Below are 21,347 nucleotides of genomic sequence, written 5' to 3' on the forward strand. Positions count from 1 at the left end.
CCCTCACCCATGATTAGACCAAGATGCAGCGGACTTGGTGCCCGTTACCGATCGTGCGCAGCTCCGGCGTTTGCTCGCGGCATTCCGGCTTCGCCATCGGACAACGTGCGGCAAACCGGCACCCTGACGGGAACGAACCGGCCGGAGGCACGGAGCCCGGAATCGGGGAGAGCTTGCCGATGCTGCCGTGCATACGGGGCGTGGAGTTCAACAGTCCCTTCGTATACGGATGCGTCGGCTGGGTGAACAGCGTGCGCACATCTGCCGTTTCGACGATTTGCCCGGCGTACATGACGATGACCCGGGAGGCCATTTCGGCTACGACGCCAAGATCATGCGTAATGAATAACACGGACATTTTCGTTTCCTTCACCAGATCGCGCATCAAATCCAGCACTTGCGCCTGGATGGTCACGTCTAAAGCGGTCGTCGGCTCGTCGGCGATCAGCAGCTCGGGCTTTAGCGTCATAGCCATTGCCAGCATGACCCGTTGCCGCATGCCGCCGGACAGACGGTGCGGGTATTCCTTGCGAATCCGTGCAGGATCAGGGAACCCGACGCGGCGCAGCCACTCGTCCGCAATTGAAACCGCTTCCAGTTTTTGAGCTTTCGTATGTCGAATGATGGCCTCTGTCATCTGGGTACCAATGGTTAATACTGGATTGAGCGAGGTCATCGGCTCCTGAAAAATCATGGAAATGTTTTGCCCGCGAATTTGAGACATTTCCCGTTTATTAAGCTCGAGCAGGTTGCGACCGCGGAACCGCACTTCGCCTCCGGCTATTTCACCCGAACGGGGCAACAGCTGCATGATGGATAAAGAGGTCATACTTTTGCCGCAGCCGGATTCTCCGACTAGGGCGACGACTTCATTCGGCTTGATTTCAAAGTCGATTCCGTCTACAATCGTTTTTTCGCTCTTCTTGTCTTTAAAGACTGTCCGCAGCGATCTTACTTCCAATAGGGCTTCATTCAAGCGGCTCACCTTCATTTCGGTAAAGTACGCAAAGTCAACAGACTTCATAATACATACAAATTACCAGAATGTAAACCCGATTTTTCCTTGCTTTAGCCAATCAACGTTTTAAACCTTTGGTAGATAAAAACGTTAAAGAGTCAGTGTTTTCAAGTGTTAACACGAAGAAACAGTGAATTCAAATAACATTTAATTACAATAATTGTTTCGGAAATGGTAAATGAAACGGTTTTCATGATGGCAAAAATGTAAAATATAAACATTTAATGTTGAAACTTAGGAATAGTATTTTACTCGATTTGTTGAAGTTTTCGCAATCAAAGAGTATTGGAATTCCGAGCATAAATTGGCAGCGATTTTCATGCAAACATCACAAAAAATCCCGGACAGATCTGCCCGGGATTTTGCGGCGCTTCAAGCACACAGAGGTTTGCGATGCGCAGCCACTTGCTTGTGCGGTTTATTGCTTTGCTTATGCTTCGTAATCCAGTACGACCATTTGATGGCATTCCAGCTTCGGCACGGAGTAGCGGACGGCTCCGTCCGTTTGCTCGAACGGAATCGGAGTCATTTGCGGCGCCAAATAGACATGACGGACGGGATGCAGCAGACGCAGCTCCACGCTCACGTCGTAGATCGGCAGGATGTCTTCGATTACTTCGATATTCGTGCCGCGTCTAACGGGTGTAGCGTACAAAAGGTGGTTCACATAGCGCTGCTCTTGAGGCTGCTCCTGCAGGGTAACGATGCCTTGAGCCGGCAAGGAGGAGCTAAGCGTTGCCTCAGGCAGCAATCGGCGCAGCGCGTAAAGCGCGATTTCCTTTAACGCAAGACTACCCTTCTTTGCGTAATCGGTAAACAGATCCCACGCGATGTAGATACCGGTTGCGGATTCCACCATGCCGGGACCTCCGCTGCGCGCGCTGTTCGGCGTATGCTGATGCGAGCAGAAGGCGAATGCATCCCGGTTAAAGTACGGATCCTCGCGGTAACCAAGGGCTGTACCGCCCGCAAGCTCGATGCGCTGTCCTTGGCCGTACATGATGAACGCGGCCGAACCGAGTGATGGGAGCGCCTCGTTCGGACGGTAATAGTCCGGTTGATACGGATTGTCCGAAAGCTTCCGCACACCGAGGTCGATCGCGAAGGCATCTCCTTCCGGTGTAAGACCGGAGCGGCCGGTAACCAGCAACTTGCCGCCCTGAGCGCCGAAGCTCACCAGCTTCTGTTTGAGCGCTTCGTCTATGGGAATGGCATCCGGCAGAACGACGACTCTATAGCTACTGAAATCGGCTTCCATATCGACGACGTCGAACAGGATGTTTCCTTCGAGCAGCATCCGAACGGCGCCGGCATCCGCCTCGCCCGTTTTGGCATGACCTTGCGCTTCCGGCAACGCGACCGCTTCGACGGATAGCAGTGCTACATCGGCCAGATTTCGAACGCCGACGCACCATGCCTCTTTCTCCGCAACCTCGCGGTAAGCGGCTCCGATCAGCGCGTAGGTCGCTTCGTCCATCAGCCCTTCCGGGTGAAGCTGATCGCCGATCGAGCAGCAAGCCCCGTTCGCGATGCTGAGCGCCGTTTCGTAACGCAGCGCATTCGGATGCTTGTAGCCGCCGAATTCGCCCCATGTCGTATGAAATTTGCCGGTCATGCCGAGAAAATCCATGCCGAGCGATTGGGCATATCGCGCCGATAGCGGAAAGTGGTCGTAGCCCCAGCCGCCGGTTGGCAGCGATTCGAGCTCGAGATGAGTGTTCATATGCGCAAGATCGCGCCGGCCGCGTCGGATATGTCCGCCGTTGTGGAAGATGGGAAGGCCGGGTTTGATCGCTTCGACCGCCTGCTTTACCCGGTTCGTATAATTCGCATAGGTGCGTTCTCCGAGCGCACGGACCGTTTCCGCATCGCGAGGATCGCCGCCTTCGCTGCGGATTTGGGCGATGCACGTATGACAGTAGCATTCGCGAACTCCGACGATGTCCAGGAAGATGCCGTCCGCGTCGTAGTTTGCGGTTACCTCTTCCACCTGCGCGATCAATTGATCCAAGTATGGCGTATTCAAGCAGAACTGATGATAGCCCGGCGTCAGAAAATCGCCCACCCAGTTCGTGCGGTCTTCTTTGCTGCGCATCAGCCACTCGGGATGCTGAACCGCCGTTTTCTCGTCAAGTCCCGCCGATAGGTATACCGGCGTATTGACGCCGATTTCATGCGCAGCTTCGATCATCGCCCCCAGTAAATCGAACGAAAGGCCGGGATGCATGACGTTCGTTTTCGTCGGATGATACGACCAGCCATGATGGCACTTGGAGAATACGGTAATCGAGTCCACGTAACCTAACTTGAGCATGTCTTGAAATTGCTTTTTGTCGAAGTGCGAGCCGATGCCTGGAATTGCTTCCGATGTATGAAAGTCGAGGTGAACTTGTCTGAAACGCATGCATTACCGCTCCTTTGCTTTTGTCGCTGCTCTGCCATCCCGCCGCCCGGACCTCGCGTTATAGCTCCTAAGCACGGTACGAATATCCTTACGGCAGGTCGAAAGCGCTCTTCTTCAAGATAGCTTTTCGGCAAGGAGACGAACAGGCACGAAAACGATATAAAATAGCACGATATCGACTTCCCACCATGTACAATAGAAGTATCGGAAAACAAGAAATCAATGGAGGTGAAGGGAGGAATGGAGTGCTTAGAGCTGCGCATTCCGCCGCTTCCGCAATTCATCACGGTGGGACATGCCGAATGGAAACCGGGGATGCAACATTTTACGCGAACGTTTGACGTATACGATGTGCTCTTTGTAAAAAGCGGTGCGCTGTATATGACGGAGGAAGGACGCGAATTCGCTGTTCAGGCGGGACATATGCTCGTACTGGAGCCGAACCGAACACATTTCGGGCATTTGCCCTCCACGGAAACGACCGAGGTATATTGGGTTCACTTCGTCCATCCGGCTCCTGTACGAAGGCTGCCCGGAGATCGAATCTCATGGCCGTCCGTTCTTCGGAAAGGGACCGATTTCGACGTTAGTCCTTCGGAACAGTTTATGTATATTCCCAAATTCGCCCGCGTCGAGCTCACCCCGATGACGGCGGTGATAGATAAGCTGATCGAGCTCCATCAGTCCTTTGTGCTCGAGCATGCCCTTCAAGTACATGCTTTGCTGACAGAACTGCTGATCCTGCTGCAGGATGCTGTCCATATGCGAGAGGTATCGCGCCCGGAGGTCGTTTGCAAGCTCGCGATGGATTATTTGCTTCAGCTTGGATCACAGCCTTTTCGCGCGAACGAGATGGAGGAGGCGCTCCATTTTCAATTCGACTATATGACGCGCTGTCTAAAGAAATATACCGGGATGACACCGCTGCAATATGTCCATAGGTTGCGTATCGGCAAGGCCAAGTCGCTGCTTGAAAATACGTCGTTGTCCGTTCAGGAAATCGCCGAGCAAACCGGCTTCGACAGTGCGAATTATTTGATCCGGCTGTTCCGAAGGACGACAGGTATGACGCCGGGAAAATACCGGGAGCGGAGGCACTTGCAGTGACGATGCGTAATGCGCCGAAATGCAAGAAACCGCCATCCGACACCCTGCCCAGGGTATCGTACGGCGGTCATGCGTGGCTGCTTTTAGAAGAAGCCGGTTAAGCTTGCTCCTTTTTCTCCCCGCCTCGTATCGTCTGGAAGATCGCTTCCGACAGCAGGTGGGGGTGGTAAGGTTTGATCAAATAGCCTTCTGCGCCGAACTCGGCGCCTTTTTCCTTTTCCTCGAAGGCGCTGGAGATGAAGATCGGGATGCGGCTGTAACGGTCGTCCCGTTTCATTTCGCTTACGATCGTCCAGCCGTCGATGCTGTTCTTGAGAATGATATCCACCACGACGACGTCAGGCCGAATATGTTCCAAATGCTGAAGCGCCTCATCACCGTTCGCGTAGGAAAAGACGCGGAAGCCTTGCTCGACAAGCTCTACCTGAAGCAGTTCGGACAGATGATAGTCGTCTTCGATAATCAGTACGCGAATATCGTCCGGCCGGCTGTCGTCGGCATGCGAATCGGCCGGCTGCTGTGCGGCGGGGAGAGGGAATCGCAGAGAGAAGGTGCTGCCTTTCCCATACTCGGATGCAACGGCGATTTCGCCTTGATGCGCAAGCATAATTTCCTTGACGATCGCAAGCCCCAGCCCGGTCCCCCCGATCTCGCGGCGGTCGCTGTTGTCTATCCGGTAAAACTTGCTGAAGAGCTTGGACACGGCTTCATCCGGAATCCCGAGCCCTTCGTCCGAGAGGCTGATTACAAGATCGTTGCCGGACTGCTTGCAAACGATTTGGATAAGACCACCGTTCGGCGAGTATTTAACCGCATTCCCGAGCAGATTCATGAATACTTGTTTGATTTTGTCAGGGTCTCCCCATACGACGGAGTGTTCGGCTTGCCATTCGATTGCAAAGCGGTGAAGCGAAGCATCCACATGCTGAAGCTCGATGACGCTTTCGATAATCGGAGGCAGTTCGACCGACTGAAAGGCATAATTTTGCTTGCCTGATTCCATACGCTGCAAATCGAGGAAATCGTTGATGAGTCCGGTTAACCGCTGTGCTTCCTGATGAATGGTCGTCAAATATTTGCGCTGTCTTTCCGGCTTCAGCTCTTTATGCAACAGCAGCTCCGTAAACCCGAGCACGCTGGCGAGCGGCGTCCGCAGCTCATGGCTTACCGTGCTTACGAATTCGGATTTCATCTGATCCACTTCGTACTCGCTTGTAATGTCGCGGTGCACGAACAGCGTGCCGAATCGTTCCGTTCCGCTGTATAGCGGCTCATGGTAGACCCGAATGATTCGGGGAGCCGGCCCCTCTATTTCATAGATCATGCTTTTGGCGGATGAGCTGCCGCGGTCGTGAATCCGGTCCTGGACGAAACGAAGAAGGGCGACGCTGTCCTTTACGCGTTCGGCAAGCTTGGCCTCGACAATTTCGAAAGCGGCTCCGTGCAGCCCGCCGTCGCTTGACAATCCCCAGATGTCGGCCATCATGCGGTTGATTTGCACCGTATTGCCTTGGCGGTCGACCAGATGAACGCCTTCCTGGATCGTGTTCAGCATGTTTTGGTTAAGCAGCCTCTGCTTCTCGGTTTCTTCGAACATGTCCAGCTTTTCGAACGCAAGCGACATTTGTCTTGCCATGCCCGCCATCTCGGCTTCTTCCTGCTTCGTAAAGGCTCTTCCGATGCGCGTCAGCATCATGCAAGCGACAGGGATGTCTTGACCGTTCAATATAGGAACGAGGATGTCGTAAGACCGGCAAGCCTCCGTATGATAGCTCTGCTCGGCGGGAGTGCTGGTACGCGCAAGCACATACGTTTGCTTCGTTTCGAGCACCCGGACGATCGGACCGTCCTCAAGCTGTTCGACGCTCTGCTTCGCCATTCGTTCCGAAATGCCGAACGATGCGAAATCCCGTTCGTTGTTCAGCAGGATGATGAGTCCTTTATCCGCTTCCGCCACTTCCACGGTCGTTCTGATGATGCTGGACAGCAGCTCCTGCTTGTCCAGCGTATTGGAGAGCGAGAGGATAAGCCGGTTTCTGCGCTCCAGATACCGCTCGTTCTCCTCCATTTTGACTATGGCGTGCTGGAGCTCGTCCTGCTGCATTTGAAGCTCCGCCTGCTGGGCTTGCAGCTCCTCGTTTTGCGCCAGCAGCTCCTCTTCCTTGCTGTTGATTTGAACCACCATATATTGAAAAGAGCGGGATAAACGGCCGATTTCGTCTTTGCGGGACAGCGGCTCAATATCGATGAACTCCCCTTGGGCGATCCGGTCTGCGGCATCCGTCAGTTTGCTTAACGGGGTTCCTACGTCCTTGGCCATGCGCTGCAGAGCGGCGAGGGCAATCAGCAGTACGCCGCCGATAAAAGCAAAAAAAACGACGGCCTGCGAGGACAAGCTGCTCATCAACTGCTTGTTTAGCCGTTTATGCGCCGCGTTGCCTTCGAGCCTGTACCGTTCGGCATAATCCAGCATGCGTTCGACTTCGGTGATAACGCCGTTCGACTGATACGTGCGAAGCGCGGCATAATCGTTCTTCTCCGCGAGAGCGGCCGCTCTCGGGAACGATTCGCTGAAATACGTCTGATAGAAACTGGTGATCGAATCGCCCAGTTCCTTTTCCTCGCCGCTCAGCGGGAGCTGCTTGAAGCTTGCCAGCGATTGCTCGAGTAGAAGCTTTTCCTTGAAAAGCTCGTCGTACTCTTTGGAGCTCAGGAATACGTAATAGGCGCGCGCGCGAAAAATAATTTGATTGGCGTGTTTCGCAATCGCATCCACCAGCTCCTGCTTCTGATCGGAGGCCTCGATGTCCGCTTGATACTGGCTGACCGTCCCGTAGAACGACCAGGATACGACTCCGCCTCCGATGAATACAAGGGCAAGAAAAATGAGCATCATGGCCGTAATTCGGCGGTTGAAGCTTTGGCTGATGCGTTTGAATACGCTAAGCATTCAGCAGCTCCCCCACTCTGCGCGCAAGCTCCATGGGGCTGAACGGCTTCGGCATGAAGTCGTCGGCGCCAGCAGCCATGACGCGATCCTGCTCCGCTTGCTGCGTTTTGGCGGAAAGCATCAAGATTTTGGCGTGCTTGCGGTCCGGCATCCCGCGCACATGCGGGATGACTTCGAGTCCGGTCATCTTCGGCATCATGTAGTCGAGGATAAGAAGACGATAGTCGTTCTTCTGAATCAGGGCAAGCGCTTCTTGGCCGTCGCATGCGACGTCGATTTCATAGCCCTCGTCTTCCAGCGTATCGGTAATCAGCATGCGCAGGACGGCTTCGTCCTCCGCCAGTAGTATAGTAGCCATTGTGGTCTCCTCTTGGGTAACGTTAAATCGTTCTTCGTACAAGCCGGTCGATGCGAACCTCAAGCTCGCGGAAGCTGAACGGCTTGGTGACATAATCGTCCGCGCCGAGCTGCAGAGCTTTGGCGACATTCTGCTCGCCCTTGCGGCCCGTCAGCATGATGATCATGTATCTTTCATTGTGCGGAAGAGTCCGGAGCCGCTGCAAGACGTCAATGCCGTCCATCCCGGGCATGATGCCGTCCAGAATGACGAGGACAGGCTCGGCGCAGAGATGCCATTCGTCTTCCAGGAAGGTTTCCCCGTCCCGGAACGTGCGGATATCGACATCGAGCTCCGGCTCGAAGTGCGTGGTCAAATATTCGGCCACCATTTCGCGGACGATCGCGTCGTCGTCGACGACGGCCGCCTTCAATTTCTTCTTGGCGTTCGCTTGCGCCGTTTCGTCGGCAAGCTCGATTCGCGAGCGCCCGTTATGCTTGGCATGGTATAACGCCTGATCAGCCTGCTTGACCCAAGCTTCGAGCGGTTCGTTTCCATGGACGACTTGCACGACCCCGCCGGAGAAGGTAACCGAGAATGAGCCCAGGTGACTGTCGAACCGGTGCTGCGCAAATTGGCTCAGCATGCGTTCCAGCAGCAGCTTCGCGTCTTCGGCGCAGGTGTTCGGCAGCAGCAGCACGAATTCCTCGCCGCCATACCGGACGAGAATATCGGAAGGGCGTTTCTTCCCGCGGATAAATGCGGCAAAGCCGGCGAGTACCGCATCCCCGACCAAGTGCCCGTAGCGGTCGTTTACGTGTTTGAAATAATCGAGATCGAGGACGGCCAGCGAGAAGGAGTCCCGGCCGCGGTTAAGCTCGGACACCAGCCTCCCGAACGCGTCAAGCATATACTTCCGGTTGTATGCGCCGGTCAGCTCGTCTACGAACAATACGTTGTCGAGCCATTTCTTGCGGTCAAGCTGCCTGCGGATTCGAATGACGAGCTCCTCCAGATCGAGCGGCTTGTTCATGAAGTCGTCCGCGCCCATCCGGTACACCTTGAGACGGGTTTCCCGATCGGTATCGACGCTGATCACCGTCGTCGGGATCAGCTGCTTGCGGATTTTTTCCAGCAGCGTTTCGATGATATGAAGTCCGTTCGTCTCCGGAAAATGCAGATCGGTAATGAAGCAGTCGGGAAACTGTTCATGGATATAGGTGACCGCCTTTTTCGGATCGACCGTGGCGAGCACAATCCAACCCTGCTTCTCCAGTTCGTCCTTCAGCAGCATAAGCAGCGTAGGATCGTCGTCCAGAATGACGATAAGCGGACGGATGGCGGAAGCATCGTACTCGGCGGCGGCGGCGGGAGGATCGATATCGGACTGGCCGTGTTCGTCCGGCGCCGGGCTGCTGATCGTCACGGCCAGTTCATAAAGCAGGCCGCGAAGCTCAGTTTTGTCCCAGGCAACCCGTTCGTCCTTCTCCACCAAGTCAAGCAGAATCGCGGAGACCCCGTGAAGCTCGTTCAAGCCGATCGTAGCCGACGTTCCTTTGATCGAATGAACGAAGCGGTACACATGCTCCCGCGGAACGGGTACTTCGCCGTCCAGCCATTCATCCAGTTGGCTGCGAACGGATTGCAGCAGATGCTCTTGATATTTTTTCATTGGTAAGTTCACCTCAAAAACTCGAAAATCGCCTGATTGTGTCGGAAAATGGCAGAATCGTGCAGGATAAGTATCTCACCCGTCCAACAGGCTGTCCATAGCTTTCGAGGAAAATTGCTTCTATTCTTTTTCTTTGCGTAAGAGCGCAAATTCCAAAGCTTCGCATAGACGAAATTCGGGCGTCCGCTTACAATATTTATGGATAAACGCGCAGGGCTAGGCAAGCCGAAGCGCAAAATCGAATGACGCCGTCTAAAAAGGAGTTTGTGCCGGTGAGCGTAACAGCCGATTTTAAAGCTTTCGTTTCCATTAAAGGAGCCTGGGTGCTCGTGCTGACCATGTTCTTGTACGGAATCGGGACGGGCGTTCTGGCGCCGATGAACGCCGTTTATTTGCAGGACGGCATCGGTCTCGGCAAAGGGCAGATCGCCTCGATCTTCGCCGTTTCGCTCCTGCTCAACATGGTGCTGACGATTTCGGTCGGGCTCGTGAGCGACAGGCTGCGGACGAAGAAAACGATTCCGCTCGTCGCAGCCGTCCTCTGCATGGCCGGCCTTCTCCTTTATATGCAGGCGGAGTCATACGTTCAGGCCTTGCTCGGGATGGCGCTGGCGACGGCGCCCTCAGGGATGATCATGGGCCAAATGTTCGCGATGGCGCGGAACCATTTCTCCAAACTGGCTCCGCCGGGAATCGTTGAGATTTCCCAGCTTTGGCTGCGTTCGACGTACAGCGTCGGATTTTTCACGGGGCTTCTGGTAGGCGCGAACCTGTTTCTATGGACGACGTTTAAGGGGGTCTTGTGGGGAAATCTTGCGGGCTACGCGTCACTGTTTCTTTTGCTGCTCGTATACCGCGAATACGCTGCGGAGCCGGGCAAGGCGGCAGCCAAAGGGGGCGAGCCGTTCTCGTTGGCCATGCTGATCGCGCTGCTGCTGCTTGCATGCGCGGATGCGATACGCGGCTTGTATTTGCCCTTGGTCGTGAACGCGCGGTTCGGCAGTCCGGAGCTGATGTCGTACATTTGGAGCACGCAGGCCGTCTTCGAGCTGCTGTTCATGACGATTGCCGGCTATTGGGCCGCCAAATACGGCAGCAAGCGGATCATCCTGCTGGGAAGCGTGTTTGCGCTGGCGACGTATATGGTTTATGCAGCGGGAGGAGGCATCGTTTCTTTTTTTGTCGTCCAGCCGCTCTATTCGTTCTTCGTGTCCATTCTGTACGGGGTTGCCATGGGTTACGTACAGCGGATGTTCCTTCATAAAACGGGATTCGGCGCGAGCCTGTACGTATTCATTTCGCAAACGGCATCACTGATCGGATACGGGCTGCCGCTGCTGATCAAAGGCATAACACCGGACATATTCTATATTCCGTCACTTCTGATCGTCGTCTCGCTGTGCATGATGGTGTGGGTACTCCTGGCCGATGCAAGGCGGGGGGGAAGAGCGGTCGGATTGACGAAATAAGCGTAAAAAAGAGGCATCCTGCGCCTGCTGGCGTTTGGATGCCTCTTGCCGTTAACCGCCGTATGCGTAAGTCGGCGATCCTTGAATATCCGTCTTGACGCGGAAAAGTCCGCCTGCCAGCGGCTGCTTCGCAAGGCCTTCTTCGTCGATGCCGGTACGGGCCGACGTAATGTACAGCTCGTTCAGCTTGTCGCCGGTGAAGACGCAGGAGGTCACCTTTTCAGCCGGAACGTCAATTCTCGCAAGCTGCTCGCCGGTCTCCGGGTTGTAGCGCGATACGCGCCAGCCGCCCCATACCGCTACCCAAAGCATGCCTTCCGAATCGGACGTCATGCCGTCCGGTACGCCGTCTTCGTCCGCAAGCTGAACGACAACGCGAGGATTGCTGATGCCGCCCGTCGCCAAATCGTAATCGTGAGCGACAACCTGCCGCGTCGGCGAGTCGATGTAATACATGACCGTGTTGTCCGGATTCCAGGCGATCCCGTTCGAGCAGGTCACCCCGTCGATTACCTTGCGGATGCTGCCGTCGGTTTCCAGACAGTAGAGCGCACCCTGCTTAGGCGAATCGTTGAGGCTCATCGTACCGGCCCAAAACCGTCCCGCTGCGTCGCATTTGCCGTCGTTGAAACGGGTATGCGCTTTGTCGGCCTCAGGATCGCCGATCGGCGTCAGCTGCTTCGTTTCGAAATCGTATGTATGAAAACCGTTCTGCAGCGCCATCACAACGCCTCCGGACTGGCGAGGCACGACGGCCCCGATCAATTGTCCGACATCGACCGTGTCGTCGCTGCCGGTTGCCGGGTCATAAATATGCAGCTGCCGTCCGAGAATATCCACCCAATACAAACGATTGCTGCCCGGCTCCCAGCTTGGCCCTTCGCCGAGCGTTACTTTTGCGTCCAAAACCACTTGCAACGGCCCCATCGATATTCATTCCCCTTCCCATTTCTGGTTCGCATGTATTCTGCTTGTATTATACAAGAAAATAGGGAATGGGTATATCGGATCTTGCAAGCCGCACCGGGATTCCGGACGTTATCGCAACGGAGCGGAAGCCTTGCGCCGGTATTCCAGCAGCTCGGATACCGTAACGAAGGTGTAGCCCCGTTTTTGAAGCTCCGGCATGATTCGCTCCAGCGCCTCTACCGTCTGCGTCCTGCCTTCGACGAAATCGTGGAAGAGCACGATATCGCCGCTGCGAGCATTGTTCAGCACTTTGTTGACGATTTTGCCGACGCCCGGCCTGTTCCAGTCCACCGTATCCTGATGCCACGACCACAGAACGATCAAATAGCCGAGCTCCTTGGTTGCGTTCACCATCGATTGGCTGTAGTAGCCGCCTGGCGGCCGGAATAAGCGCGGCGTAGCGCCCGTAGCCTTCCAGATCGCATCCTGCGTGGTTTTGATTTCCTTTTGCAGCCTTTCCGCGGATACTTTTCCCTGGAAGTACGGATGAGAGTACGTATGATTGGCCAGCTCGTGTCCTTCGGCCAGCTCTCGGCGCACGATGTCGGGAAACCGGTCGACTCTTTTGCCTACGACGAAGAAGGTGGCTTTCGCGTCGTACCGTTTGAGAATATCGAGAATTTTCGGCGTCTGCTCGGCATCGGGACCGTCATCGAACGTAAGGGCGATCCGTTTATCGGCCCCAGGCACCTCCCAAACGATCTCGCCTCTCGATTCGTAATAGCTTCTTCCGTTCTCCGGCCCTTGCCATAATAAGGAGGAGGCCAAACACCCTACGATAGCGCTCCATTGAAACAATAGCAACCCAAACACCCCCGGTATGGATAAGATGCCGAATGTAAAACGAATCGGCGGCGGTCAATTTTCTTTCGGTATGTCGAGCAGCTCGGGAACGGTGACGAGAGAAAATCCGTACGTGCGGAGCTTCTGGATAATGCCGGGAAGCGCCTTGACCGTGCCGGATAAATCTTGGCCGACCCCTCCGCCGGAATGCTGAAGCACAATCGCGCCGGGCCCGACATGCGTTAAAATGTTCGCGGAAACATGGTCGGCGTCGAGCTGCTTCCAGTCGAGCGAGTCGACGTTCCAGTTGACGATCATCATGTGCCGGGCGGCCGCCCATTCCAGCTGTTCCTGCTTGATTTCCCCGTAAGGGGGACGAATAAGCCGCGGATTATACCCGATGAGCGGCTTTAATATGTTTTGCGTTTGTTCGATTTGCTGCGTGAAGCTTTCCAGCGAGAGCTTGGCGAAGTTCGGGTGGTTGTACGAATGGTTGCCGATCGCATGACCTTCCCGCACCATGCGTCTGACAAGATCCGGGTGCAAATTAGCCCTATGGCCGACAAGGAAAAAAGTCGCCTTCACCTTATGCGCCTTCAGCACGTCCAGTACCTGCGGCGTGTATTTGGCGTCTGGGGCATCGTCGAACGTGAGCGCGATTTCCCGTTTATGGGCGGGACCGTACCGTTTGAACGTGTCCGGATACATCCTCGCAAGCTCGCTCAGCGACAAGCTGCGCGAAGCCGGCCTCGTCGTCGGCGCAGCCTGCTTGGCCGCGGCGGACGGACGCTTGGCCCGTTCCGCCGTTCTGGGCGGTTCCGCCTTGCGCTGAGCCGAAGGCGCGGCTTGCTTGCCGGCGCTTGCGCTCGGCGGCGGTTCGGGCTTCGCGGCTGGAGCGGGCGCAGACGGCGCGGGTGCCGCTTGCTGCGCGCTGCCGCCCGGCGGGGAAGCCTTCGCCGCGTCCCCCGGCGCCGCATCCTCGCGTGCCGGCGTCCTCTGCGCCGGACCCGGTGCAGGCGGGCTTACCCGCAGCCCTTGCTTAGCCGCGCCGCGTTCAGCGGTTACCGGCGGCGGCGATGTTTCAGCCGCTTCGTAACTGCCCGCCCGGTCCGGCGAAGTCTCTTCGGGAAAGCTGCGTCTGCCGTCGTCGTTTGCGCCGCCGCTGCAGCCGCCGGCCGCCAAGAGGGCGATGATCGCCCCTATCGTCATTATTTTGTTCATGCTGCGATATCTCCTTCCGCGGGCCGCCGCCCGTCCGGTGAACCGACAAAACAAAGGCAATTGAACGTTCGTATACGTTTAATATGGAGACGCCGGCAGATTGCTATTCATCAAAAGCCTCCGTTTGGCCAAATTAGCAAATTTTACGCATTGTGTTCGTCCGCTTCCATTCTGCACAATGAAAGGAACGGCTTCCTGCCTGCTGCGCTTGCGAGGGGAAGCCGAACTTTACTTTATTGAAGGGAACGAAACGATGCTTAGACGATTTCAAAAGATGACGGCAGCCGGCCTTGCGGCCGTTTCGCTTCTCGCTGCCGGTACGGCATATGCCGAAGCGGGCAAATTGAACATGTCCTATTTGTATTTTGGGAGCACGCAATCTTACGTACAGTACGTTGACCGGAGCAACGGCGCTCTGCAGACCGTATCTCCGAGCTTTTTCGATTTGACGGACGATGGCCGTTTACAGCTATCCGATAAGCTGGACGCCGGATTCGTGGAACAGATGCATGCGCGCGGCGTGAAGGTCGTTCCGTTTCTAAGCAATCACTGGAACCGGGCCCAAGGGAAGAGCGCTTTGCAGAACCGCGCCGCGCTGGTCGATCAAATCGCAGAGGCGGTCGCCAAGTACGGCTTGGACGGCATTAATGTCGATATCGAGAACGTGACGGAAACGGAACGGGACGCCTATACCGATCTGGTCAAAAGACTGCGCGCCAAGCTTACGGCGGGCAAAGAAGTTTCGGTCGCCGTCGCGGCCAACCCGAAGGGGTGGACGGCGGGCTGGCAGGCTTCGTACGATTATGCGGAACTGGCCGAAGCAAGCGATTACTTAATGATTATGGCGTATGACGAGACATACGAAGGAGTGCCGGAAGCCGGGCCCGTCGCAAGCCTTTCGTTCGTTGAGGAATCCATCCGGTATGCGCTTACCCAGGCTCCGGCGGACAAGCTGGTGCTGGGCATTCCGTTCTACGGACGGTACTGGCTGGCGGGCAGCTCCACGAGCGGAACCGGCATATCGAACGAACAAGTGGAAGAAGCGATCGCCCGGTTCGGCGGGACGACGCATTACGACGAGAAAGCGCAATCTCCATGGGCTGCTTTTACCGTTCCGGCGGGAGATGCTCCCTTCGAGGTCAACTATGCGCCGCTGGCCCCCGGCAGCTATACGGTGTGGTATGAGAATGACCGTTCCATTCAGCAAAAGCTGCGCCTTGTTCAAAAATACGGGCTCAAGGGAGCTGGAAGCTGGAGCCTGCACCAGGAAACGAAGGCGACGTGGGATTACTTCTCGATGTGGTTGAACGGCGTCTATTTTACCGATATGATCGGTCACTGGGCGCAAAAGGATGTCATGGCCATGCTGGATCAAAAGTGGATGGTCGGCGTTGCCGACGACCGTTTTGCGCCGGAAGCGCCGCTCACGCGCGCTCAGGCCGCGGCGATCCTCGTTAGAGCGAAGGGCCTCGCTTCGGCGAAGCCTGCGGCGGCGAACCCGTTTGCGGATGTACCCGCAGGCCACTGGGCGGCCAAAGATATTGCGGTAGCGAAAGAAAACGGGCTGATCGAAGGGACGGGAGCGCGGACGTTTGCGCCGGATCAGCCGATTACGAGAGAAGAGATGGCGGCCATGCTGGCGCGGGTAGCCGGCGTTTCGTCTTCCGCTGCGGCGAAGAGCCGGTTCAGCGACGTTTCCAGCGGGCTATGGTCGTATTCCGCGATTAACGCGATGACGGAGCAGCATATTCTCGAAGGCTTCCCGGACGGCACGTTCCGTCCCAAAGCGCAAATGACGCGCTCGCAAATGGCGGCTCTTATGAACAGGGCGGCCGTCTGGTTTCGGAAACTAGCGGAGGCCCGGTTAAAGGCAATATAGCGGATCCAAAATAGTAATGGACAAATGGCGACAGGAATACTATAGTATTAGCTTGGCAATTAAATACGATGCACGGAAAAGGTGCAAGTCAGTCGAACGACGGGCTTGCTTAATAGGGAAGACCGGTTAAAAGCCGGCGCGGTCCCGCCACTGTAAATGAAGAGCGACTCTTTAACAAGCCACTGGCCTTGAGCAAGGCCGGGAAGGCGAAGAGAAGCGATGACGCATGAGCCAGGAGACCTGCCTTTTTCTGTATGTTTCTAATTCTTCGGGGGGTGGGAATAAGGAAACGATTGCGAGCGTGTGCTGCCAATGCTTTATTTGGCGCTGCATGTCTTCTTTTTCGCGTATGTACGATCTACGGCCACCCTTATGCGAGGGCGGCCTTTTTTGCTGTCTTTTATGCGCTGTCCGCAATGAATGGGCTGAAATTATGGGAATAACGCCTTCAAAGTCCGATAAGCTCATGAAACTATCGTTATGATTCCATTAAGGAAAGAGGATTACATTGATGAGTTATCGTTATGTGCACAAAAAAGCTTTCGCCCTTATGATGTCCTTCCTGCTTGTATTGTCGGTGATCGGCACGTCGCTTGTTCCCGCTGCGAAGGCCGGAGCCGCTCCTGCGGCAGATCCCGTTCCGGCGGTAAGCGTCACTCAGGCTATCTATGAAGCGGCAAACCAGATCGTCAGCGGCGGCGTTGATTCGGATTGGGAAGCGGTTGGACTCGCTAAGGCGGGAAGAACGATTCCCTCCGGTTACATAGCCGACTTGGAGCAGCGGGTAAAGGACATTTATCCGATCGTTACCGAGTACGAAAGGATTTCTTTAGCTATTGCCGCGGTTGGCGGCGATGCGACTTCGTTTGGCGGTACGAATCTCATTGAACACATATACAACGACAGCATGCAGCAGGGCGTGAACGCTTTGCTTTTCGGCTTGCTGGCTTTGGATTCCCGGCAATACGACATTCCGGATGACGCGACTTGGAGCCGGGATAAGCTAGTGAGCGAAATCCTGTCGAAACAGAAAGCGGACGGCGGCTTCGCGTTCTTCGGTTCGACGAGCGATCCCGATCTTACCGCCATGGCGCTTACGGCGCTCGCACCTTATACGAACAAACCCGAGGTAAAGACGGCCGGCGAGAAAATAACCGAGTGGCTTTCCCTTAATCAAGAGCCTCATGGAGGCTATAATTTATGGGGAACGGATAGCAGCGAAAGCGTGGCTCAAGCCATTATCGCGCTTACGGCGAACGGCATCGACCCGACGGGCGAACGGTTTACGAAGCAAGGCGTCGATCTGCTCGATAAGCTGATGACGTTCCGTAACGCGGACGGAGGCTTCTCGCACGCGCTGCCGGGCAGCTCGGACGGCATGGCGACGGAGCAAGCCCTGCAGGCGCTCGTCGCTTACGATACCTTCACGAAGGGCGCCGGGCGTCTTTACAGCTTCGCGCCGTTAACGAACGTAAGCCTTCAGGTAGAAGGACCGCAAAGCGCGATCGCCGAGGGCGACCAAAAAGCGGTTACGGCGCTGCAGGCTTTGGAGAAGCTGGCCAAAGAGCGGAATATTCCGATCGCCGTTACGGATTCCTCGTTCGGTAAATATGTGTCCGCCATCGCCGGCGTAACGGCAGCGACCTACGGCGGCTATGACGGCTGGCTGTACGCCGTTCAGCGCGGCGGCAACTGGGATTATCCGATGGTCGGCATGGCGGATTACGGCTTGAAGCCGTCCGATCGAATCGTCGTCTATTACGGGGACGGCGATACGCAGCTGGTCAAAGCGGTTTCGGTGCAGCCGGAGCAGCCGAAGGCAGGCGATCGGTTTACGGTATCGGTTACGAAAACGTCCTTGGATTGGATGTCCAACCAGGAAGTGGTCGTGCCTGCTGCAGGCGTGCAAGTAGCGATCGGCAGCAAACATGCAACGACGAATGAGCAGGGAATCGCGACGTTCGAGAACGGTGTGCCGGCTGGCGCCTATACGGCTGTCATTACCGGTTACCGCGACAACAAGACACCGCTTATCGTCCGCAGCACACAAGCGCTGACGGTCGCCGTGAAGCCTGTCGATCCCGGCAATAATTCCGGTAGCGGCACGTCTTCTCCAAGCGCTGCGCTTCCGCCTGCAGAAGCCGTCGACGACTTTGCCAAGATCGCTTTGCCGGCGGACAATACGAAGCCGGTCGATCCGGCAGGTATAACGACGTTCATTAAAAACGCTGCCGATAAAATGAGCGCGGAGCAAGCCGAGCAGCTTCGCAAGCTGCTTGCGGACAATAAAGTGCAGCTTAGCCGTGCGGCGGCATCCGATGCCGAAACGGTAATTAGCGACGCCAAGGAAGAAGTGCGGCTTGTCGTGCCTGCCTCCGCTTTGTCTCAAAGCGTAACGATCGGCATTGCAGAACTGCCGTCGGACCGCCCCGAGCTCGTTTCGGGCTTGTACGATTTCACGCCGGACGGTACGACATTCGCCAAGCCGGTCTACCTTTCCATTAAGATTTCTTACCTGACGGATAAGCCGGAAAACTTGGCGTTCGTCTGGCTGGACGAAAAGACGGGACGCTGGATCCCGGTTCCTGCGGTATTCGATGCCAGAACAGGCGTGATTACGGGAAAAACAACGCATTTTACGAAATATGCCGTCATCGATAAAAGCAAACTGGCGAATGTGTCGGTTGCCGAGGAGCGTTTTGCGGACGAAGAGCTGATTTCCTCTTGGGCTTCCGCAGCCGTCCATAAGGCTTACAAGCTGAAGCTGATGACGGGGATGAGCGATACGGAGCTGAGGTTCGCCCCAAATCTGGAGCTTACGAGAGCGCAATTCGCGGCGATTTTGCTGCGTATGCTGAACGAAGCGCCGGCGGCGGACGCGAAGCCTGTGTTCAAGGACGTCGAGGCGGATACCTGGTATTTCGGATATGTGATGAAAGCGAAGGAAAAGGGAATCGTCGACGGCGCCGCACCGGATGCATTCCTGCCGGAGAAAGCCGTTACCCGCGAGGAAATGGCGGTCATGCTTGCAAGGGCGTATGGCCTTACCGCTTCGTCTTCGTCGCAAACGTTTGAGGACCAAGCCGAAATCGCGGACTATGCGCTTCCTTTCGTAAGGGCCGTTTATGAGAGAGGCATAATGGTCGGGGACAACGGTTATTTCCGTCCAGGCTCGAAGGTTACGAGAGAAATGGCTGCCGTAGTGGCGGTGAACGCCGTTCAAGACTAAAAGGATGGAACGAAGAGGGCGGAAGCTCCTTCGTTCCTTTTCTTTTGTGTTGAGGGGAACGGTACTATGCCGAATTTCTCATGTTTACCTTCCCGGTAAATTGCCAATCCTGTAAGAAGTGCGGAGAGGCATTTTTGCATACGGAGGGTGTCTATATGAATAAACGGAATGCGGCGGCCGGTTTTCTGCTGCTTTGCGGAGCTATGTTATCCGGTTGCGGAGCGGCGAAGGAAACGTCCGCCCAGATGGATTCGGGCAACGGCATGGTGCATGTCGGCATCATGAATACGAAAGGCGAGTCGATCGGATCGGCGATGCTGAGCGAGAAAGCGGACGGCGTGCACATCTTAATCGAGGCGTCCAAGCTGAAACCGGGTTTACATGGGTTTCACATTCACGAAACGGGCAAATGCGATCCGCCGGAATTTACAACAGCGGGCGCGCATCTGAATCCGGAGGGCAAGCAGCACGGTTTCGAGAATCCGAAAGGGCCGCATGACGGGGATCTGCTGAATTTGGAAGTAGGGTCGGACGGCACGGTGAAAGCGGAGCTTGTCGACAAGCGCGTGACGCTCGTCAAGGACAAGCCGAACTCGCTGCTGAAAGCTGGAGGCACGTCGCTGATCATCCATGAAGGTCCGGACGATTACAAAACCGATCCGGCAGGGAACTCGGGCGCGCGCGTGGCGTGCGGAGTCATTAAATAGGACAATACGCCAAAAAGGGACGGCGGCAGCCGTCCCTTTTTTCTTACTTTATGCGCCGAAGCTCCGCGATATCGGCTTCTTGAGATACGGAGCGAATGGATAGACGCTCCAAAATTTTTTGCTGCTCCTGCTGGATGGACAGCATGATTCGCTGGCCTTCCTTAAGCTCCGTTATATCGCTCTGCATGGCAAACTGTCCGTCTTTGAGCGAGGTTATGTCGCCATGCATGCGGTGAACATCCATAGCCATCGCATCGAGCTTGGCGTCCGATTCGTCTTGCCGTTCGCGAAGCGCACGGTAGATTTGGTATAGTTCCGACTGCCCGGCTAGCAGGGAGTTAACGTCCGTTTTCAATACTTCTACGTCATTCTGGATGCGGTCGACTTTGTGAAGAATCAGGTCAAGCTTGTCGCCCATTTTGTTTCGCTCCTTAACGTATACTCTCTTTCAAGTATAATACTTTTCGGGTGCGAAACAAAGATAATATTTTCCATATTCCGACAAAAAGATATTTATGAATATCTTTTTGTGTATTATTCAGTCCTTGCGCCGGCGTTTTCGTATTTGGCGAGCTTGGCGCGCATGTGATTGATCTTTGCGCGAACGGCAAGCTGCTCTTCTTCGGTCATCCAAACGTCTTTTGCCGCTTTGACATCGGGTTGACGGTCATAACGGTAAGCATCGGAGGCGAACGCGGCATCGTGCTGCGTGAACCCGGCAGAACTTACCGGCGCCTTAGGAACTAGAACAGCGGCTGCAAGATAGAGGAAAAGGAACCCGCCTCCCGAAAACAATACCGCTGCGACCGTGCCCAGCCTTACCAAAGTAGGATCTACGTTGTAGCGTTCGCCGATTCCTCCGCATACACCCGCTATTTTCACATTGTTATTGGACCGGTAAAGTTTATTCATCGTTTCCATCACCTTTCGTTCTTGTCTATGTTCACATTGTATACGGATTTCGTATCAGGCAAAACGGACCGGCGGCGGTTTCGCGGACTGGACTTTAGTCGTAGACGCATACGGCTTATGGTCGCATTTCTTCCTTGGTTGCCGGCGGATCGGCGCAACAAAAAAAGCCCCTCCTTTGCAGCGGAAGGGCTTGCCGTTAAAGCGTTAAGGGAACCTTATTTTGCTCCCAGCAAATCTTTGAACTGGCTGTAATCGATCTTTTCCTTGTCGAGGAACGACACGAGGCTTTTGTAATCCCGCCGCGGCGTTGCCAAAATATAGCCCTCGACGCAATGATCGCGGGTCACTTCGGGCGCGTTTTTCTCAAGGGCGACCTGCCCGATTCTTGCTGCGATCGAATGCTTGGCGATATCGCGGAACGGTCCGGGCACCGGCGCGACAAGCTGGTCGAGAAACGCTTTGGAGTCGTCCGTCCATAGATGGCGGGACGCTTCCACATAATGATTTTGCCAATCCAGCTTGGATTTGCCGTCCTCTTTCGGCAGCACCTTCATAAACTTGCGGAACATGAAATAGCCGCCGATCGACATAAAGACTAGCAGCACGAATCCCCAAAATACGAGAAGCTGCATAAACGTTGAATTGACTTCGCTGCCTGCTAAATACACGGTGCTTCACCTCGAACTTTTT

16 protein-coding genes and 1 riboswitch are annotated in these 21,347 nt (G+C 55.5%); of the genes, 5 read left to right on the forward strand and 11 right to left on the reverse strand.

Features of this window, described 5'->3' with window-relative positions:
* Positions 1-13 precede the first annotated feature (13 nt).
* Positions 14-991, reverse strand: a complete 978-nt coding sequence (locus ACKGJP_RS04380; RefSeq protein ID WP_409347070.1) for an ABC transporter ATP-binding protein — start codon at positions 989-991, stop codon at positions 14-16.
* A 457-nt stretch (positions 992-1,448) separates the two neighbouring features.
* Positions 1,449-3,422 carry a beta-galactosidase trimerization domain-containing protein gene (locus ACKGJP_RS04385; protein WP_409344470.1) on the reverse strand — a complete coding sequence of 658 codons (1,974 nt, stop codon included), beginning with the start codon at positions 3,420-3,422 and terminating at the stop codon, positions 1,449-1,451.
* Positions 3,423-3,662: 240 nt separating this feature from the next.
* Between ACKGJP_RS04385 and ACKGJP_RS04390 the strand changes: the two genes are divergently transcribed.
* Positions 3,663-4,529 carry an AraC family transcriptional regulator gene (locus ACKGJP_RS04390; protein WP_409344471.1) on the forward strand — a complete coding sequence of 289 codons (867 nt, stop codon included), beginning with the start codon at positions 3,663-3,665 and terminating at the stop codon, positions 4,527-4,529.
* A 97-nt stretch (positions 4,530-4,626) separates the two neighbouring features.
* On the opposite strand, the gene ACKGJP_RS04395 is transcribed toward ACKGJP_RS04390, so the two are convergent.
* The 3 genes from ACKGJP_RS04395 to ACKGJP_RS04405 are packed head-to-tail and all read right to left on the reverse strand — an operon-like array spanning position 4,627 to position 9,488.
* On the reverse strand, positions 4,627-7,479 hold the full coding sequence (locus ACKGJP_RS04395; protein WP_409344472.1) for an ATP-binding protein: 2,853 nt from the start codon (positions 7,477-7,479) through the stop codon (positions 4,627-4,629).
* Entirely contained in the window at positions 7,472-7,837 is a 366-nt protein-coding gene (locus tag ACKGJP_RS04400) for a response regulator transcription factor (protein ID WP_409344473.1), read from the reverse strand. Before ACKGJP_RS04400 ends, ACKGJP_RS04395 begins: the two co-directional genes overlap by 8 nt.
* Positions 7,838-7,859: 22 nt before the next feature.
* Complete coding sequence (locus ACKGJP_RS04405; protein WP_409344474.1) at positions 7,860-9,488, reverse strand: diguanylate cyclase; 1,629 nt, start codon at positions 9,486-9,488, stop codon at positions 7,860-7,862.
* A 272-nt stretch (positions 9,489-9,760) separates the two neighbouring features.
* Between ACKGJP_RS04405 and ACKGJP_RS04410 the strand changes: the two genes are divergently transcribed.
* The gene (locus tag ACKGJP_RS04410; RefSeq protein WP_409344475.1) at positions 9,761-10,957 is read left to right on the forward strand and encodes an MFS transporter; all 1,197 of its coding nucleotides are present in this window, start codon (positions 9,761-9,763) and stop codon (positions 10,955-10,957) included.
* A gap of 51 nt (positions 10,958-11,008) precedes the next feature.
* On the opposite strand, the gene ACKGJP_RS04415 is transcribed toward ACKGJP_RS04410, so the two are convergent.
* From ACKGJP_RS04415 to ACKGJP_RS04425, 3 genes are all read right to left on the reverse strand, one after another.
* Complete coding sequence (locus tag ACKGJP_RS04415; RefSeq protein ID WP_409344476.1) at positions 11,009-11,884, reverse strand: SMP-30/gluconolactonase/LRE family protein; 876 nt, start codon at positions 11,882-11,884, stop codon at positions 11,009-11,011.
* A gap of 111 nt (positions 11,885-11,995) precedes the next feature.
* Positions 11,996-12,706, reverse strand: coding sequence for a polysaccharide deacetylase family protein (locus tag ACKGJP_RS04420; protein WP_409347071.1), 711 nt, complete (start codon positions 12,704-12,706; stop codon positions 11,996-11,998).
* A gap of 78 nt (positions 12,707-12,784) precedes the next feature.
* Positions 12,785-13,930: a polysaccharide deacetylase family protein gene (locus ACKGJP_RS04425; protein WP_409344477.1), complete on the reverse strand. Its 1,146-nt coding sequence runs from the start codon at positions 13,928-13,930 to the stop codon at positions 12,785-12,787.
* A 253-nt stretch (positions 13,931-14,183) separates the two neighbouring features.
* On the opposite strand from ACKGJP_RS04425, the gene ACKGJP_RS04430 reads away from it, so the two are divergent.
* The 3 genes from ACKGJP_RS04430 (at position 14,184) to ACKGJP_RS04440 (ending at position 19,745) form a co-directional block, all read left to right on the forward strand.
* Complete coding sequence (locus ACKGJP_RS04430; RefSeq protein WP_409344478.1) at positions 14,184-15,809, forward strand: glycosyl hydrolase family 18 protein; 1,626 nt, start codon at positions 14,184-14,186, stop codon at positions 15,807-15,809.
* A 62-nt stretch (positions 15,810-15,871) separates the two neighbouring features.
* Positions 15,872-16,072, forward strand: a riboswitch (cobalamin riboswitch).
* Between the two features lie 248 nt (positions 16,073-16,320).
* Positions 16,321-19,038 (forward strand): S-layer homology domain-containing protein, encoded by a 2,718-nt coding sequence (locus ACKGJP_RS04435; RefSeq protein ID WP_409344479.1) that lies wholly within the window; start codon positions 16,321-16,323, stop codon positions 19,036-19,038.
* A gap of 155 nt (positions 19,039-19,193) precedes the next feature.
* On the forward strand, positions 19,194-19,745 hold the full coding sequence (locus tag ACKGJP_RS04440; protein WP_409344480.1) for a superoxide dismutase family protein: 552 nt from the start codon (positions 19,194-19,196) through the stop codon (positions 19,743-19,745).
* Positions 19,746-19,788: 43 nt separating this feature from the next.
* Here the strand turns inward: ACKGJP_RS04440 and ACKGJP_RS04445 are convergent, their stop codons facing one another.
* The 3 genes from ACKGJP_RS04445 to ACKGJP_RS04455 all read right to left on the reverse strand — a co-directional run bounded on the left by ACKGJP_RS04445 (position 19,789) and on the right by ACKGJP_RS04455 (position 21,289).
* A complete protein-coding gene (locus ACKGJP_RS04445) occupies positions 19,789-20,163 on the reverse strand; it encodes a hypothetical protein (RefSeq protein WP_409344481.1) in 375 nt (124 codons plus the stop codon).
* Between the two features lie 116 nt (positions 20,164-20,279).
* Complete coding sequence (locus ACKGJP_RS04450) at positions 20,280-20,657, reverse strand: PspC domain-containing protein (protein WP_409344482.1); 378 nt, start codon at positions 20,655-20,657, stop codon at positions 20,280-20,282.
* A gap of 215 nt (positions 20,658-20,872) precedes the next feature.
* A complete protein-coding gene (locus tag ACKGJP_RS04455) occupies positions 20,873-21,289 on the reverse strand; it encodes a DUF2621 family protein (protein ID WP_409347072.1) in 417 nt (138 codons plus the stop codon).
* Positions 21,290-21,347 lie beyond the last annotated feature (58 nt).

The organism is Paenibacillus litoralis (genome assembly GCF_046244365.1).
Lineage (GTDB): Bacteria > Bacillota > Bacilli > Paenibacillales > NBRC-103111 > Paenibacillus_V.

What these genes read in the sequence shown, in the direction of transcription:
- ACKGJP_RS04380 (WP_409347070.1), bottom strand. Translation starts at nt 991, where the DNA reads ATGAAGGTGAGCCGCTTGAATGAAGCCCTATTGGAAGTAAGATCGCTG.
- ACKGJP_RS04385 (WP_409344470.1), bottom strand. Translation starts at nt 3,422, where the DNA reads ATGCGTTTCAGACAAGTTCACCTCGACTTTCATACATCGGAAGCAATT.
- ACKGJP_RS04390 (WP_409344471.1), top strand. Translation starts at nt 3,663, where the DNA reads ATGGAGTGCTTAGAGCTGCGCATTCCGCCGCTTCCGCAATTCATCACG.
- ACKGJP_RS04395 (WP_409344472.1), bottom strand. Translation starts at nt 7,479, where the DNA reads ATGCTTAGCGTATTCAAACGCATCAGCCAAAGCTTCAACCGCCGAATT.
- ACKGJP_RS04400 (WP_409344473.1), bottom strand. Translation starts at nt 7,837, where the DNA reads ATGGCTACTATACTACTGGCGGAGGACGAAGCCGTCCTGCGCATGCTG.
- ACKGJP_RS04405 (WP_409344474.1), bottom strand. Translation starts at nt 9,488, where the DNA reads ATGAAAAAATATCAAGAGCATCTGCTGCAATCCGTTCGCAGCCAACTG.
- ACKGJP_RS04415 (WP_409344476.1), bottom strand. Translation starts at nt 11,884, where the DNA reads ATGGGGCCGTTGCAAGTGGTTTTGGACGCAAAAGTAACGCTCGGCGAA.
- ACKGJP_RS04425 (WP_409344477.1), bottom strand. Translation starts at nt 13,930, where the DNA reads ATGAACAAAATAATGACGATAGGGGCGATCATCGCCCTCTTGGCGGCC.
- ACKGJP_RS04430 (WP_409344478.1), top strand. Translation starts at nt 14,184, where the DNA reads ATGCTTAGACGATTTCAAAAGATGACGGCAGCCGGCCTTGCGGCCGTT.
- ACKGJP_RS04435 (WP_409344479.1), top strand. Translation starts at nt 16,321, where the DNA reads ATGAGTTATCGTTATGTGCACAAAAAAGCTTTCGCCCTTATGATGTCC.
- ACKGJP_RS04440 (WP_409344480.1), top strand. Translation starts at nt 19,194, where the DNA reads ATGAATAAACGGAATGCGGCGGCCGGTTTTCTGCTGCTTTGCGGAGCT.
- ACKGJP_RS04445 (WP_409344481.1), bottom strand. Translation starts at nt 20,163, where the DNA reads ATGGGCGACAAGCTTGACCTGATTCTTCACAAAGTCGACCGCATCCAG.
- ACKGJP_RS04450 (WP_409344482.1), bottom strand. Translation starts at nt 20,657, where the DNA reads ATGAATAAACTTTACCGGTCCAATAACAATGTGAAAATAGCGGGTGTA.
- ACKGJP_RS04455 (WP_409347072.1), bottom strand. Translation starts at nt 21,289, where the DNA reads ATGCAGCTTCTCGTATTTTGGGGATTCGTGCTGCTAGTCTTTATGTCG.